We start from the raw sequence: 15,674 nt of genomic DNA, 5'->3' as shown, positions 1-15,674 counted from the left end.
GTGAAATTCAACAGAAATACATAGCCTGAAATTGTATTTTGTAGACAGCTTTAGGACTGTATCGTTCAATATGGGATTAATGAATAAAGTTCAATTAAAAAAAACCGACCCAGATTACGAGTCGGTTTTTAATCAAAAAAATCATGAAAACGAAAATGCTATTGACACAAATAAGCTTTCAAGGCACCACTTCTGGAAGTGGAGCGCAGCTTGTTGATCGCCTTGTCTTTAATTTGACGTACGCGCTCTCTGGTCAGGTCAAAATGCTCTCCTATATCTTCTAAAGTCATTGGGTGCTGTATGCCTATTCCAAAGAACAGTTTAATTACACCTCTTTCTCTCTCAGTAAGCGTAGATAAAGCTCTTTCACATTCTACACGCAGAGAATCACTATAGGTCATATTCTCGTCCGCAACGTCTGCTTGTGTGTTTTCCAGCACATCTAATAGTGAACCGGTTTCCCCATCTGAGAATGGTGCGTCAATAGATGATGGACGGGAAGCAACACGCATGGTTGTTTCGATTTCTTCGGCACCCATTTCTAAAATACTTGACAATTCACTTGCAGAAGGTTCACGTTCATACTTTTGTTCAAGCTCAGAAAATGCTTTATTGATCTTAGAAAGTGAACCCACTTTGTTCAATGGCAATCGAACCAGTCTTGATTGTTCGGCCAAAGCCTGTATAATAGACTGGCGAATCCACCAAACGGCATAGGAAATAAATTTAAAGCCTTTTGTTTCATCAAATCTTTGAGCTGCTTTAACCAAACCCAGATTCCCTTCGTTGATTAAGTCGTTGAGGGAAAGATTGTTGTTTTGATATTGCTTGGCTACAGATACAACGAAGCGCAGATTAGCTCTCGTTAGTTTTTCAAGGGCTGCTTGCTCTCCTTGCTTGATTCTTTGTGCTAAATCTACTTCTTCTTCTGCGGTAAGCAAATCTTCTTTGCCAATTTCCTGTAGGTATTTTTCAATGGATTGGCTTTCTCTGTTGGTAATGGATTTGGTGATTTTCAGTTGTCTCATTCACACAAGGTTTTGGTTAATTAAATTAAAACTTATTCTTTCAACAATATCGAAGCTTATCAGTTCCGAAATGTTCTGCAATTTATTTTATTTTGTGGGTTAAGTCAATTCTTTTTGTTCTAAAAGTGCCTGAAATAAAATTTCTACAGGATGTAGAGCTGTTTTTCTAATGCCGTCTTTTATTTGGTGTCGGCAGCTTGTGCCGCCTGCTGCTATTATGCAATCATCACCTAAACGCTCAATTTCCGAAAAAAGTACCAGACCTGCTATTTTTATTGATATATCAAAATGTTCGGACTCATATCCGAAGGAGCCGGCCATGCCACAACACCCTGTAGGCAACACTTCTAAACTATAATTTTCGGGCAGTCCCAATATTTTTTTTGTGCCTTCAATCCCGTTTAATGCTTTTTGATGGCAATGTCCGTGCAGCACTATTTTTCTATGGTTTTTAGTAAAAAGTTTTTCCGAAAAATTTCCTTGCTCAAATTCTGCAGCAATAAAATCGTCTATGAGAGAAACATTTTCTGCAAGAGCTTTTGCTTTTTCTTGATTTTTACCCCGCAATAATTCAGGATATTCATCTTTGAAAGTCAGTATTGCTGAAGGCTCTATCCCGAGTAGAGGGGTTTCAGAATTCACAATTGGCGAAAACATTTGCACATTTTTTTCTGCGCAATAAATGGCTTTATCTAAATATCCTTTGGAAATAAATGCTCTGCCACTTGCTTCGTGTTCTGGTATTAAAACTTTGTAACCAAGGGCATTGAGCAGTTTTATACTTGTAATGCCTACGTGCGCATCATTGTAATTGGTAAATTCATCTGCAAATAGATATACGCTCTTTTTAAATGTCCCTGTCCCGGGAATTTGCCGGTAATTTTTGTAGAAATTTCTTAGTGTGATTTTTGAAATTTCAGGCATTGTTCGTTTTGGGTGAACATTCATCAGTTTTTTCATGGCATCGCTGAGCAGGGGTGCTTTTAATGCAAAATTGCTTAATGCGGGGAAAATACTGCCTATTTTATTGAGCATTGAAATATGCGCCATAGCCCAGTCGCCAAAATTTCCGGAGTGGTGTTTTCTGTATTGATATTGAAATTCAGATTTTAGTTTGGACATATCCACATTGGAGGGGCATTCGGAAGCACAACCTTTGCAGGACATGCACAAATCGAGAATTTTCTTTGCCTCGGGCTGGTCAAAAGCTTTTTCAAAATTTGTTGAGCGACCTATTAATTCGCGCAGTAAATTTGCCCTGGCGCGTGTGGTGTCTTTTTCATTTCGGGTAGCCATATAGCTGGGGCACATGGTTCCTCCTGCAATTGCAAGTTTGCGACAATCACCCGATCCATTGCATTTTTCTGCTGCCCGCACAAAACCTCCTGCATCTGAGAAAGTGAATTTAGTATTGAATTTTGGGGTTTGCTGTCCTGCCTCATAGCGCAAGTCTTCATCCATCGGTAGTGCGTCTGTTATTTTCCCGGGATTAAAAATGTTTTTAGGATCCCAGAGTTTTTTGATGTCCCGGAGCAATTGATAATTCTCTGCACCTATCATTTTAGGAATAAATTCAGCTCTAACCCTGCCATCACCATGTTCTCCGCTAAGTGCGCCTTTGTATTTTTTCACCAACCTGGCAGTATCTTCAGCTATTCTTCTGAAATCTTTGCGATGTTCCGGGTCTTTTAGGTTTAGTATTGGACGAAGATGTAACTCTCCAGCACCGGCATGAGCATAATACACCGCTTTTTGATTGTATTTTTGCATCATGGCGGTAAACTCGCTGATGTATTGTGGCAATTCGCGATAATCTACTGCCGTGTCTTCAATAACAGCAACAGGTTTGGCATCGCCTTTCATATTGGACAAAAGTCCCAGCCCTGCCTTTCGCAGTTCCCAAACTCTTTTTGCTTCAGCACCTTCTATCACTGGATAGGCATATCCGCGACCTGCTGATTTAAGACTATCACTTAGCGTGTTGATTTTATTATGAAGTTCAGTTTTGGAATCAGCACCCATTTCCACAATTAAAACAGCTTCAGGATCCCCCTGGATAAAGAAACGGTTTTTGCGGTGTTCAATATTTTCCTTTGTGCAATCCATGATGAACTTGTCCATCAGTTCAAGTGCCCTTGGTTGGTGGGGCATAATTTCCACAACAGCTTCTAATGACTCCTGAAGTGAATCAAAATGTACACAAAGTAATGCGGCATGGCTGGGAGGAAGTGGTACAAGTTTGAGCTTAATTTCTGTAATCAGCATGAGCGTACCTTCTGAGCCACAAAGTAAACTGCAGACATTAAAAGCTTCGCCATTTGTGTTAAATGGTTGATGCTGAAGTAACATGTCCAGTGCATAGCCCGTGTTTCTGCGATGGATACTTGATTTTGGGTAGTTTTCTGCAATCCTTTTTTGATTGTCTTTATCAGATAAAATCTCATTTAATTGCCTATAAATTTCCCCTTCCAGATTGTCCTGCTGAATTTTTTCTTCTAAATTTTCTGCATCGCATGGATTGAAAGTGACTTTGCTGCCATCGCTGAGGTACCCGGTGATTTCAAGCACATGTTCGCGGGTAGTGCCATAAACAATGGAATAAGACCCGGATGAATTGTTGCCTGTCATCCCGCCAATCATAGCTCTGTTGGCTGTGGAGGTATTAGGGCCGAAAAATAATCCGTGCGGTTGAAGGTGCAAGTTTAATTCATCCCGGATAACTCCCGGCTGAACTGTTATCCAGTTTTCTTCTTTATTCAACTCAATAATCTTGTTGAAATATTGAGAAGTATCTACAACTATTCCATCTCCCACACATTGCCCGCCAAGTGATGTGCCGGCAGTTCTTGGGATTAGCCCGATGTTTTCTTCCGAGGCAAACTGAATTAATTTTTTGATATCCGAATCGCTGCGCGGAATTGCTACGGCAAGGGGGATTTTCCTGTAAACCGAGGCATCTGTAGCATAAATGCTTCTGGAAGAATGATCGCTTAATAGTTCTCCTTCAAATCCGGCTTTAAGTTGCTCTAAATTCGGCATTATATGCTTTAGCTATTTGAAAGATTAATTGATCATTTGTCTGGCAATGCATATGGTTTCATAGATGTAAGCATCTTTTTCCAGGTCTTCTGTAAAGATATTGAGTCTTGTTATTTCAGAGCTGTCATTAGCTATTTCTAAAGAATCTGTATTGGCAAGCACACTTGCATTTAGTCCGGGAATAGGTGTTTTGTTGATGTCCTTAAATTTTTCGGATTTTTCTTTGCGTTCTTGCTGGTGTTCCTGATAGCCTTTAAGATCAATAGGATAGAGGGTTTCTTCATTTTGCGCTTTTAATCTTTGGGCATTTTCCTCTATCAAGTTAAAAGTTGTATTGTGCTTAGTTCTTTTGCTGCTTGATTTTTGCAAGTCTTTAATATCGAAATTGCTTTGCGGTGATTTGTTGAAATCAAGTGCTTCTATTTCGTCCCATCCCAAAGCGTAATCAAATTCTTTTTCCCCGATATCAATATAGCTGTATACATGTGGTAAAATAATGTCGGGCTGAACGCCTCTCAGTTGAGTCGATCGTCCGTCAATTCTATAAAACTTCTGAGTGGTTAATTTTATAGAACCCAGTGGTTTGATCTCACTAAGGTCTCCGGAGAGAAAACGGTCTAAATTCACAAATTGCTGAACAGTACCTTTTCCGTGGGTTTCTTTTGCTCCAATAATCACTCCTCTGTTGTAATCCTGAATGGCTGCGGCCAGGATTTCTGAAGCTGATGCGCTCAATGGATTAACCATAACAAGTAATGGACCATTGTATTGAATTTCAGGATCATTATCCTCGAAAATGTATGGAGCGCCTGCCCTGGCTTTCACTTGAACTATAGGGCCTGTTTCGATAAACAACCCAACCATTTTTACAACATCCTGCAATGAGCCGCCACCATTATTTCTCAGATCGAGAATAAGACCATCTATATTTTCTTTTTTCAATTTTTCAATCTCGTTGGCAACATCATCTGAAGAGGTTCTGCCACCGGTTTTTGTAAAGTCGGTATAAAATTTTGGCAGTTTGATATAACCGAGCTTTTCATCAACCCCCTCTTCCTGTAAAATTGCAGATCGGGCATAAGTTTCTTTGAGGACCACTATATCCCGAATAATTGAAATGATTTTTATCTCTCCATCCAGTTTTTGTACAGTAAGTCTGACTTCGGTTCCCTTTTTTCCTCGAATAAGTTGAACAGCTTTGTCCAGTCTCATATCTACAACATCCACGGGCTCGTCATCTGCCTGGGCTACCTTTAGAATAATATCTCCGACTTCTAATTCCCCCTGTCGCCAGGATGCACTGCCCGGAACAATTCTCGATACTTTAATGAAGCCGTCTTTTTGGTTGAGCTGTGCGCCTATACCTTCTAAGCGTCCTGAAATTGCAATGTCAAAATTTTCTTTATCCTTTGGAGGGAAATAGTTGGTATGTGGATCGTATATACTTATTAAAGAGTTGATGTAAACAGATACCCTGTCTTGTCTTTCTAATTTTTCCAATTGCTCAAAGAAGTTCTCCTGGCTTTTGCGCACATATTCGCGCGCATCTGCTTCCATTTCTTTGAAACTCTTATTTTTTATAGAGTCTACCTCGGATTTTTCCTGTTGCTCCAGATCTGTATGAAGTTTTCGCAGTGTTTGATATTTTAGTGACTTGCGCCATCTTTCTTTGAGTTCTTTTATATTATTGGCAAAGTCTTTTTTGTCGGCATCAAGCTCAATGAACTCTTGGCGTTCGAAGTCAAATGGTTTTTTGAGTATATCAGGGTAGAATGTCTTGACTTGTTGTATGCGCTTGTCCATTATATCAATACTCAATTCAAACAATTCGTAGGATTTGTCTTTCACAAGATCATCTACTTTATTGCGGTAAACATTTAGTTTTTCAATGTCTTCATTTAGAAAAAAACGTTTGTTGTAATCTGTACGCTTAATATACATGTCAAATGCATGATTGGAGTATTCATCATTGAGCGTAACACTTTTGTAGTGATTGGCAGAAAGCCCCTGGAAAATCAGATCCATGAGGACATGTTCTTTGTCAGGAATTGCTACATTTTCAGTCTTGCTGATTTGTGTAGGTAGAATAAATAATAAGCACAATAGAACGATTCCTTTAAATTGCTTCATGGATGTATAATGTTTCCTTTATTAGAATAATGATTGAAAAATAAACGCCAGGGTATTAATGGTATTTTTATGACGCCATACAAGTTGTGTAAATACAAGTGTAAAAGCAAAATTAATAAATTGTTGTTGATTCCCTGCCGAGATTTGTCAAAGCAATCAATTTAATAAAAAGAGATAAGGAAACTTCTGTTCTAAGTTATTTAAAAGAAGTTAATGTTTATATCTTGAAGCGCTGAAGCGTGTGTAGGTTGAATTTTTTTCGCATTTTCGTTTCGATTTTTTTTAAAAACTTAAATTAAAAACTTGTAATGAAATTTTCAGCACTAATCATTTTATTGTTTTCTTTCTATTCCGTTGCATTGGGGCAAAGCAAAGACAGAATTACTGATTTTCGAGAAATATACTGGGGGACACCTCTTGACTCTACCTACAGAAGTGGTTTTCAGGTAAATTTTGAAATAGATAAAACCTCTCCTGAGAAAAAGGCTTATAAGATCCCTGGAGATAATATGAAGATTGGGAGCGTTGATTTAAATCGTATAAACTACATTTTTAATGGAGAAAAGAAATTGTACAAAATCCTTTTGGAAGGCCCTCGTGAGCAGGCGCAATACATGACTTTTATCATTGAACACAAATTTGGGGATTATGATAAAGAGATTATTGACAACACTGAGGTGAGGACATGGAAAGTTCAGGATGTTATCATCACGATGTATTTACATGAATTTCGTGATTTCCAGGTTTATTTTGAGAGTGACTGGGAGGCAGCAGAAGCTTATGAAGAAAACACCAGTGTAGAAGATTTTTAAATCTCAGATTTTATAGAATGTTTAAAAACCGGGTTGATTTGATTGACTCGGTTTTTTATTTGGTGATAATATACCAAATTGATTTTGCTGTTAGCCAATACAACAAGTTAAAATGTATTGAGCCGATTAATTAATTCATGTTTTATAACTTCAAGCCCAATGGAACAAAAAAATTGGATCACCCGCTTTAAGGAAGATTTTTTTGGCAGCAGTTTCAAACTGGCTTTCAGGGCGCTTTTTGCTACTGCTATTGTCTTATTAGTGACATTTATATTCTGGTTTTTGGTCAGTTTACCTGCTTCCTATTTTTTTATTCAGTGGTTTGAAGACGGAATGTTGATTATCAATGACCAGCCTGATTTTACTGATATGGATACAAGTGGAGGCCCCTGGGCAGTAATTTCTGAATTTTTCACATTCGAATTTGGTGATCTGGGTATTTATTATCTGCTGCTGGCGGTGTCCTGGCTATTTGTGACCTATCTGTTTTTCCTCGGCTATGTTTACCAGGTAGTTTTTAAAATTTTGGATGCCAAAGCCAACAACAAGCCCATGCAGCTGATTGGGTTTATGTTGAAAAGCCTGAATGGCAAATCAATTAAAGTGGCAGTTTTACTGGGTATTATTACTTTGCTTACTTATATCCCTGCTTTGCTTGTGCAAAGTTTTGCGCCCTATTCTTTTAGTTTGTCTTTTCTGGCGAATATTATCTATTACCTGCTGCTGATCAAATTTATTATCAGTCCGGTGGTTTACCTGCTTGAAGATTCCAAATCTATTCTAGAATCTTTGGCGTATAGCTGGAGAAATATTTCCTGGGGTTCTGCCCTCAAAATCCTGATTTTTTCCTTTGGTTTTATAATGCTGTTGGTGGTGCTCTTTATTTTTGCAGTAATAGTGTTCACAGGCACCAGTATTGCAGTGCCCCGCTTTGCGCTCCCAGCATTTCTCTTTTTTATGTTGATGGGCATTTATTTATTTACGCTGGCATTTTCAGCCCAGTTTGGCTTGTATTATAGGTATTTGCCCATAGCTGAAGAAGTAACACCAGCGGAAAATAAAGAGGATGAAATGGAAGGCAACAAAGACGATCAAGATGATGATTTTTATTTTCCGGAGTATGATGACCCAAAGAATTGACCTATTCCGTTCAATTTTTCTTAACAGAAACTTTTTGTTCCATTATTCGTTAACTTTATTGCATGGAGCAAAAAAGAAAACTTTTGTTTTACAGAAGGTATTTCATCAATTTTTTCGAAGCTCAAGATTCAAAAGTTCAAGATAAAATTGACCAAGTACTTTATCTGATAAGAGTTGCGGATAGGATTCCAAGTAAATTTTTCAGACACTTAACAGGAACAGATGGGTTATTTGAGATCAGAATAGAATTTCAAAGTAATATATACAGGGTTTTTTGCTGTTTTGATAAAGGCAATCTTGTCATTCTTTTCAATGGTTTTCAGAAGAAATCCCAAAAAACGCCCTCAAAAGAAATTCAGAAAGCATTAAGAATTAAAGCAGAATATTTTAAATCAAAATAAAATGAAAAGAGAATTAACCAGTTTTGAAGATCATTTGACCAAAAGATATGGAGCTATTGGTACTGTGGAACGCGATAATTTTGAGTTAAAAGCAAAGGCATTTGCAATTGGCGAAATTTTACGGGATGCAAGAAAGGAAGCCAAGCTTACTCAAGAGCAACTTGCTGAAAAAACCGGTACTAAAAAGAGTTTTATTTCAAGGATTGAAAATGGGCACAGCGATATTCAACTTTCTACGCTTTATCGTTTAGTGGAGTTGGGTTTTGGAAAATCCCTAACGCTTAAAATCAGTTGAAATCAAACCCGCTCCCTCACCTCATACTTACTTCGAGCCCTATTGTTTCTTGAAACCAATTCTCCCAAAAACCCTGCAAGAAACAACTGAACACCTATTACAATAACAAGCAGCGCCAGGTAAAAAAGAGGTTGGTCCACGACATCCCTGAAAGGCTGTTGTTGCGCTATGCGATACATTTTTTCTCCAAGAATATAGATGGTCATAAAGAATCCAGCCAGGAAAGAAAGGATGCCGATAGTGCCAAAAAGATGCATGGGACTGTTGCCAAAACGCGTGACAAATATTATGGAAAGCAAATCGAGAAAACCATTGATAAAGCGTTCTAAACCAAATTTTGTGGTGCCGAATTTTCTCGCCTGGTGCGATACTACTTTTTCCCCAATTTTATCAAAACCAGCTTTTTTGGCAATTACCGGAATATAGCGGTGCATTTCCCCGTATATTTCTATGCTTTTTACCACTTCGGCATTGTAGGCTTTGAGTCCGCAGTTGAAGTCGTGGAGTTTAATGCCTGAAACTATACTGGTCACTTTATTGAAAAACTTGGAAGGAATGGTTTTGGAAATAGGGTCGTAGCGCTTTTTCTTCCAGCCGGAAACCAGGTCGTAAGCTTTGTCTGTTACCATTTCGTACAGTTCCGGTATTTCTTCCGGGCTGTCTTGTAAATCGGCATCCATTGTAACCACCACCTCGCCATTTACTGCTTTAAATCCTTCATTCAATGCAGCAGATTTTCCGTAATTTCTCCTAAAGCGAATGCCTTTCACCTGTGGGTATTTTGCAGCAAGTTCATTGAGCACCTTCCAGGAATTGTCTTTACTGCCGTCATCTACAAATATTACCTCGTAAGAAAACTTATTTTTCAAAGTATCTTCTATCCATTGCATCAGCACGGGCAATGATTCTTCTTCATTGAAAAGTGGAATGACTATTGAAATTTGTATGCTCATGCTTCTGTTTCTCTTGCTATGGGATTGTTTTTACCGCTGTAATGAAAGAATCCTGCTATCACCAGTGTATAAAGAAACCCGACAATGCAGGATTGGGCGTAGTTCAATGCTGAGTTTTTAAGACTCGGAGTGAAATCCTGCTGTTCGACTTCCTCCAAGGCACTTTCTATGGTATTTTCATCAGCCCCTGATTTTTCCAGCACCCACACGGTGCGCTCTATGGCTTTTTCTTTGGAAAGCTCGGTTAGTTCAGGGTCAAATACAGTAAAAAGAAGACCGTTAAAAGCAATCCAAACCAACAGGGAGACAATGGAAACGGGAAAAATACTTTTAATGCCGTCTTTAAATTCCAGTACACCATCATTGGCTTTTTGCAAGGTATAGCCGGTATAAACTTTAAGTGCGACAATAATTCCGTAGCCCAGCCAAACCCAAAAGCCAAGCACCAGTTCTATATTGATCACATACAGAATTAAAGTAAGGATAATACAGCCAATTCCGGCTATCAGACCATTTTTCAACCCCACTTCTTTAAATGAAATATTTTCGTCCATTTAATTTTCTTTTTGCAATGCTGCCTTAGCTAAGGCGGCTTTTCCACGGCTTACAATACCTAAAACACGCAGTGGCAATTCTTTTCCAATAAAAGGTGTATTTATGGATTTTGAAACGATCCATTCCTCGCTGATCAATTGTTTTTCATCGGTATTGAAAATTGTGATGTCAGCATTGTTGCCTTCTTCAATATTTTTCAGTTGAAGATTGAGCAGCCTTGCAGGGTTTTCGGTAAATAATTTCAAAATATCGTTGAGCTCCATTTCATCTTTCAATGCTTCCAGGGCAATGCCAAAACTGCTTTGCAAGCCGAGCATTCCAAATTCGGCATAGTCAAATTCTTTTTGTTTGGATTCCTGATCCTGCGGAATATGGAAACTTGAAATATTATCTATTACGCCTTCTTTCACTCCTTTGATCAGTGCTTTTTGATCTTGTTCTGTTCTCAGGGGCGGCATGATTTTCCAGTTGCTTTCATAACCAGCCAATTCTTCGTCTATGTAGCGCAAATTACAGGCATTGACCGAGCAAGTGACCTTTACTCCGCGTTTTTTGGCCGCTTTAATCAGTCCAACGGAGCCGGCAGCAGAAACATAAGCAAAGTGCAATCTGGAATCGGCATATTCGGCCAGTTGAATGTCCCTTTTTACAATAATCTCCTCGGCAATGGCAGGAATGCCCTTTAAGCCCATTAATGTACTGGTGGTTCCTTCATTCATCACCCCGCCATTGGCCAGCGAGCGATCCAGCGGATGTGTAATTACAAGCCCGTTGAAGGCTTTGACATAGAGCAATGCGCGCAAAGTTGTTCCGGCATCTAAAGCAGAATTCACTCCATCGCTAAAGGCCACTGCACCCGAATGATGCATATCGTATATTTCGCTGATGTCTTTTCCTGCGCAATCTCTTGTGATGGCACCATAAGGCAATATTTGTACAGCGTGTGCGGCACTTTTATTTAGAAGGTATTCCACTTCCGATTTGGAATGAATGGCCGGAATGGTATTGGGCATTACTGCCACTTTTGTGAAACCGCCTATTGCCGCTGCTTCAAGACCTGAGTGAATGTCTTCTTTGTGTTCCAGTCCGGGGTCGCAAAAATGCGCGAAGAGGTCTGTCCAACCCTTTGAAATTGATGCGTTGGAGATTTTTGTGGTATTGGCGGGCAGATCAGCGGCTTTTACTTTGCCGATTTTTTCAAATTTTCCATTCTTGATCCACACATCCGCTTTTTTCAAATGGTGTTTGGATTTTGAATCGAATATGGTGCAGTTTTCCAGAAGAATATTCATTCGAGAATTTTAAGTAGCTATATGAACAGGAAGCTTTAACTTATCATGAGCAAATTTCCAAAAATTAATTGTCAATTTACTTTATTGCTTGAGGTATTTACTTTTACCTCAACAACCTTTCCGTTTTTTGAAATGATTAATGGCGTATTTTTTTGCTTTTTAAACTTCAAAAGTTTCATGTAAGAGTTTTCCAACCCTTTACGAACCAATTTTTCTAACTCGTTAAGTTTACTGTTCATAATATTTGCTTTTTAAGTTGTTACATATCAGCATTGACAAAATCGTAACAATCAAAATATTCTGGAAGTATTGTATTTGAAGCAGTTGTTTTTCCTGCTCCATTTGGTCCAGCTATGATGTAGAGGTTTCTCATCTGATCAGAAATTATTCTAGCGCATTAACTAGGCCAAAAGCGCAGTAATAAAGCTTCTATCATTAAAAAAGCCAAAGCAAAAGTAATACAAAGTTTCCACAGTGCAATTCCGCTGTCCAATTGCTGCACAATATTTGTAAGCCCGGCCTTGTAGTTGTCAATAATTTTAAAATTGTAATTTTCTGCTTCGGTTTTTAGATCAGCATTGCTCAAAAAATCCATTTCTGATTCCGACCTGTTGTAGTTTAGTGCAATAATGGCTTCTTTTTTCTGCTCTTGCCTTAGCAGCTCATAAAGTCCTGCGCTGCGAATATCTGTGCCAATATCGAGCAAAAGATCATTGCCCAATGTTTTCTGACCGGGGATAAACTCCATTTCGCCAGATTTTAGACGCATCACTTCTTCGCTACTTGCTGATACACCCTGTACCAATATCGGTGATTTCGTGTCAATCTTGTGCGCAATATTCTGTGCATAGCCTCCGGAAATGGCTACTTTATATAAAAAAGGCACAAAAAGGGCATGCACCGGAAAATCAGAATATTTCTCGCCCAGGGGAGAAGCTACAAAATAAAGGGCTCCGCTCTGGTAGGGGAATTTACTGACATAGCTTTTTCCGTCTCTGAAACTGAGCAGAATTTCCTCTCTGCTTTTTGTGCTCCCCGTAATTGAAAAGCGACTTTTAACTTTGGGCAATGCAAGGTTTTCAGGAACCGATTCAAAAATATCTTCCCAAACAGAGGCTTTTTCATTCAGCCTGCTCAACTCTATTTTATTGTCTTTCTCGTATTCATCGATGGCACTGGCATTGAATAGTTTTAAAAACTCATTGACCGAGGCAATGTCGGCTTCAGCTGCCGGAAATAAAATCACATTGCCTCCTTTTTCCACATAGGCTTGCAGGGCATAGGCCAGGCCGGATGAGATATTGCTCAAGTTGTCGAGTACAATGAGCGAAAAATCTGAAAAGCCTTCGTAATTCAGTGCCCCTTGCGATTTTGATTCCCAAATAAAGCGCTCCGAATCGTCAAACAATGCGCTTAAATAATCGCTGCTTTCTTTTTCGTGAATTCCCAGTACTTTCAGGCTTTCGGATACTTTTATTGCCAGAAAGTAGGCATCGTCAAAAGTGATGGGATAATCTTCTATTTGCAGTTCCAGTCCAAGCCAGCCACTTTTTTTAGGCCTAAAGATCAAGGTGTCGGTAATGCTTTCACCGGCTTTGACTTCAAAATCTGAAAGTGCCAGGTTTTGCGATCCGGAGATCAATTGCACGGAAGAAGCGGAAATATCCTGTTCTCCATCGTTCACAATATTGACCATCAATTCCAGGGATTGGTTTTCAAACACCACCGGACTGTTGATCCAGGCCGAATCGATATAGAGATTTTGCTCGCGTACTGCCTGAATGGGAATGAAATAGGCATTGGCAAAGGTATCTTCCGGCAGTTCAAAAGCATTGCGCTGAAAATCTGAAAGGAAGAAAAAGCGGTTATTTTTGCTGTAATCTGCTGATTGTTGGCTGAATGCTATGATCTCATTGAGTTTGGCCTGCTGCGGGCTGATCTCTATTTCATCAATTGCGGCAAGGGCCTGGTCGGGGGATAAAAAGCGGTACTGACCTGCGCTGCGTTCGTTTGTAAGCACTTGGATCCGTGCCTGATCGGGGAAAGCCTGTACAATTTCACGGGCTTTTTTGCGTGCCAGTTCCAGCAGCGAGACATCCTCTGAAACTGCTGCCATGCTGAATGAATTGTCGATATAAATACTGGCTGAATGTTGATCTGAAAGTGGAGTTTCCTCACTTGTAGGAATAAAAGGCTGGGCAAAAGCAAAGATCAGAAAAGCAAGCGCCAGCAGTCTTGAAAGCAATACAAGGTAGTGTTTCAGATTGGACTTTGCGGCAGTCTGCTCCTGTACCTCCCTCAAAAAACGCACATTGGTGAAATAGACCTTTTTGTATCTTCTAAAATTAAAAAGGTGAATGATAATTGGAATGGCCAGTAAAAGCAAAGCCCATAAAAAGCCGGGGAAGATAAAACTCATAAGCGCAAAAATAACAAAAAAGCAGTCTGATTTATTGCGGAATCTAAAGCGTGATTTTTATATCTTTGCGCCACTTAAGGATTCGGGGCGTAGCTTAGTCCGGTTAAAGTGCTGGTCTGGGGGACCAGAGATCGGTGGTTCGAATCCACTCGCCCCGACAATAGAAAAAGCCTTGCAGAAATGCAGGGCTTTTTTTTCGAAAGTGCAAATCAAAACTTTTTTTCATTGACTTTTATTTGCTCTTACCTGCTCTTTAATTTTAGACCAGGGTGTTCTTTTTGGGTTGTTTTTTAAAGTGTGAAGTCGCTGATCTAAAAGTTTTTGATGTTTTTCATTCAGTACAATCTCATCTTCCCCAATACTGTCCCAAATTTCTTCAACGAGCAACATTTTTTCAGCAGCACTCAATTCTTTGTAATCTATAGGGTTGTTCATATTTCTTATTTTAAACTAATCTACAAAAAGTTTTCAATGCTATTCTTTGAAACAGTTGAGAAGTGCGAAAGAGTTCGTTCTTTAATTTATTCTAACATTTTTCTATTGGCCTCCCCCTTTTTGTGGATCATGCAATAACCCACTCGCCCCGACAATAGAAAAAGCCTTGCAGCAATGCGGGGCTTTTTTTTCGAAAGTGCAAAATAATAAAAGCCCGAGAAACTTTTGATGATAACTAAGCTATATTCTTTGGGGTATTTCTACTCGATCTGCAGCTGCCATTTTCATAGGTTAATACTTAGGTCGCTGAATTTTTATTCAAATATTCTTGAGTATCATTTCTCATCTCTTCCAATCTCTTCCAATATTCAATTAAAGCAGGATTATCTTTTTCAATCGTTAGTGCGTTGATATTTCCTTTGTATTTATACTTTGTAATTATTCCTTCGGAAATCAAACCATTTAAGATAGTTTGTCTTTGTTCTCTATTGGTTTCCTTAGCATATGACCTCTCAATAATAAAGCGATAAGTCAAATACGGATGAATGGTTTGAAGTTTAATTATTGATTGAATTAGTTCAGTCTTTTTATTTAACTCTAATACTTCTTCAATAAGTATTTTGATTATCGCACCGAATGCTAAACCGAATAATCCTATAACAACAGAACCGAAAATCATGCCACCAAGTGTGCTTGCGGCACTTGAAACATTTTCAGAAGCTTTATTTAGAGCGTCTGAGTGTCTTTCAGATGCCCGCTCAATGCTAGCTGATGATCGTAATTGTGCAGCCGAATATTTTTGAGCTGATCTTTCTATTCTATCAGCAGCACCACTCTGTGCATCAGCATATTTTTTTAGAGCATCTGTTGCGTTTCGCTCAGTATATCTGAGACGTTCAATTTCGTGTGTCAATTCTTCAATTAATTCTTTTCTTGTTGGCATTTGAGATAATTTTATACGTTTTTATTTGCTGTTTAGGTATTGGTAGCCGTTATTTACATGATTTACAAAATAATAAATATTTGTTGTGTATACATCATTAATGTGAAACTACCTTTTTATCTCAAATCATCAAAAGTAATTTTCATATTTTCAAAATATTTCAATAATTGCGCAACAAAATTCCAACTCAAATCCTTGTTCGCTAAGTCCCAGTGTACTCTTAGAAGGGAAA

14 protein-coding genes and 1 tRNA gene are annotated in these 15,674 nt (G+C 38.8%); 5 read left to right on the top strand and 10 right to left on the bottom strand.

Translation table 11 applies throughout. From position 1 onward, the window contains the following. Positions 1–158 precede the first annotated feature (158 nt). The 3 genes from WD048_08695 to WD048_08685 form a co-directional block, all read right to left on the bottom strand. Complete coding sequence (locus tag WD048_08695; GenBank protein MEX0812281.1) at positions 159–1,028, bottom strand: RNA polymerase sigma factor RpoD/SigA; 870 nt, start codon at positions 1,026–1,028, stop codon at positions 159–161. 99 nt (positions 1,029–1,127) lie between these two features. Continuing rightward, positions 1,128–4,067: an FAD-linked oxidase C-terminal domain-containing protein gene (locus WD048_08690; protein ID MEX0812280.1), complete on the bottom strand. Its 2,940-nt coding sequence runs from the start codon at positions 4,065–4,067 to the stop codon at positions 1,128–1,130. Positions 4,068–4,091: 24 nt separating this feature from the next. Continuing rightward, positions 4,092–6,197: a carboxy terminal-processing peptidase gene (locus WD048_08685; protein MEX0812279.1), complete on the bottom strand. Its 2,106-nt coding sequence runs from the start codon at positions 6,195–6,197 to the stop codon at positions 4,092–4,094. Positions 6,198–6,505: 308 nt separating this feature from the next. On the opposite strand from WD048_08685, the gene WD048_08680 reads away from it, so the two are divergent. From WD048_08680 to WD048_08665, 4 genes are all read left to right on the top strand, one after another. Next, complete coding sequence (locus tag WD048_08680) at positions 6,506–7,009, top strand: hypothetical protein (protein ID MEX0812278.1); 504 nt, start codon at positions 6,506–6,508, stop codon at positions 7,007–7,009. 159 nt (positions 7,010–7,168) lie between these two features. Beyond that, positions 7,169–8,149 (top strand): hypothetical protein, encoded by a 981-nt coding sequence (locus WD048_08675; protein MEX0812277.1) that lies wholly within the window; start codon positions 7,169–7,171, stop codon positions 8,147–8,149. A gap of 62 nt (positions 8,150–8,211) precedes the next feature. Then, positions 8,212–8,550, top strand: a complete 339-nt coding sequence (locus WD048_08670) for a type II toxin-antitoxin system RelE/ParE family toxin (protein ID MEX0812276.1) — start codon at positions 8,212–8,214, stop codon at positions 8,548–8,550. 1 nt (position 8,551) lies between these two features. Continuing rightward, positions 8,552–8,845 (top strand): helix-turn-helix transcriptional regulator, encoded by a 294-nt coding sequence (locus tag WD048_08665; GenBank protein ID MEX0812275.1) that lies wholly within the window; start codon positions 8,552–8,554, stop codon positions 8,843–8,845. Between the two features lie 2 nt (positions 8,846–8,847). On the opposite strand, the gene WD048_08660 is transcribed toward WD048_08665, so the two are convergent. From WD048_08660 to WD048_08640, 5 genes are all read right to left on the bottom strand, one after another. Further along, complete coding sequence (locus WD048_08660; protein ID MEX0812274.1) at positions 8,848–9,798, bottom strand: glycosyltransferase family 2 protein; 951 nt, start codon at positions 9,796–9,798, stop codon at positions 8,848–8,850. Continuing rightward, positions 9,795–10,352: a DUF4199 domain-containing protein gene (locus WD048_08655; protein ID MEX0812273.1), complete on the bottom strand. Its 558-nt coding sequence runs from the start codon at positions 10,350–10,352 to the stop codon at positions 9,795–9,797. Before WD048_08655 ends, WD048_08660 begins: the two co-directional genes overlap by 4 nt. Beyond that, positions 10,353–11,645: a dihydroorotase gene (locus WD048_08650; GenBank protein ID MEX0812272.1), complete on the bottom strand. Its 1,293-nt coding sequence runs from the start codon at positions 11,643–11,645 to the stop codon at positions 10,353–10,355. Positions 11,646–11,716: 71 nt separating this feature from the next. Further along, the gene (locus tag WD048_08645) at positions 11,717–11,884 is read right to left on the bottom strand and encodes a hypothetical protein (protein MEX0812271.1); all 168 of its coding nucleotides are present in this window, start codon (positions 11,882–11,884) and stop codon (positions 11,717–11,719) included. A gap of 158 nt (positions 11,885–12,042) precedes the next feature. Next, positions 12,043–14,064, bottom strand: coding sequence for a BatA domain-containing protein (locus tag WD048_08640; protein ID MEX0812270.1), 2,022 nt, complete (start codon positions 14,062–14,064; stop codon positions 12,043–12,045). 83 nt (positions 14,065–14,147) lie between these two features. On the opposite strand from WD048_08640, the gene WD048_08635 reads away from it, so the two are divergent. After that, positions 14,148–14,222 (top strand) — tRNA-Pro (locus WD048_08635). Between the two features lie 64 nt (positions 14,223–14,286). Here WD048_08635 and WD048_08630 read toward each other — a convergent pair. Both WD048_08630 and WD048_08625 read right to left on the bottom strand, forming a co-directional pair. Then, complete coding sequence (locus tag WD048_08630; protein MEX0812269.1) at positions 14,287–14,499, bottom strand: addiction module protein; 213 nt, start codon at positions 14,497–14,499, stop codon at positions 14,287–14,289. Between the two features lie 298 nt (positions 14,500–14,797). Continuing rightward, positions 14,798–15,442 (bottom strand): hypothetical protein, encoded by a 645-nt coding sequence (locus WD048_08625; GenBank protein MEX0812268.1) that lies wholly within the window; start codon positions 15,440–15,442, stop codon positions 14,798–14,800. Positions 15,443–15,674: the final 232 nt, after the last annotated feature.

It is taken from the genome of Chitinophagales bacterium (assembly GCA_040877935.1).
Classification (GTDB): domain Bacteria; phylum Bacteroidota; class Bacteroidia; order Chitinophagales; family CAIOSU01; genus JBBDNB01.
The sequence above is the reverse complement of the archived record's forward strand: the minus strand, read 5'-3'. Positions and strand labels throughout refer to the sequence as shown.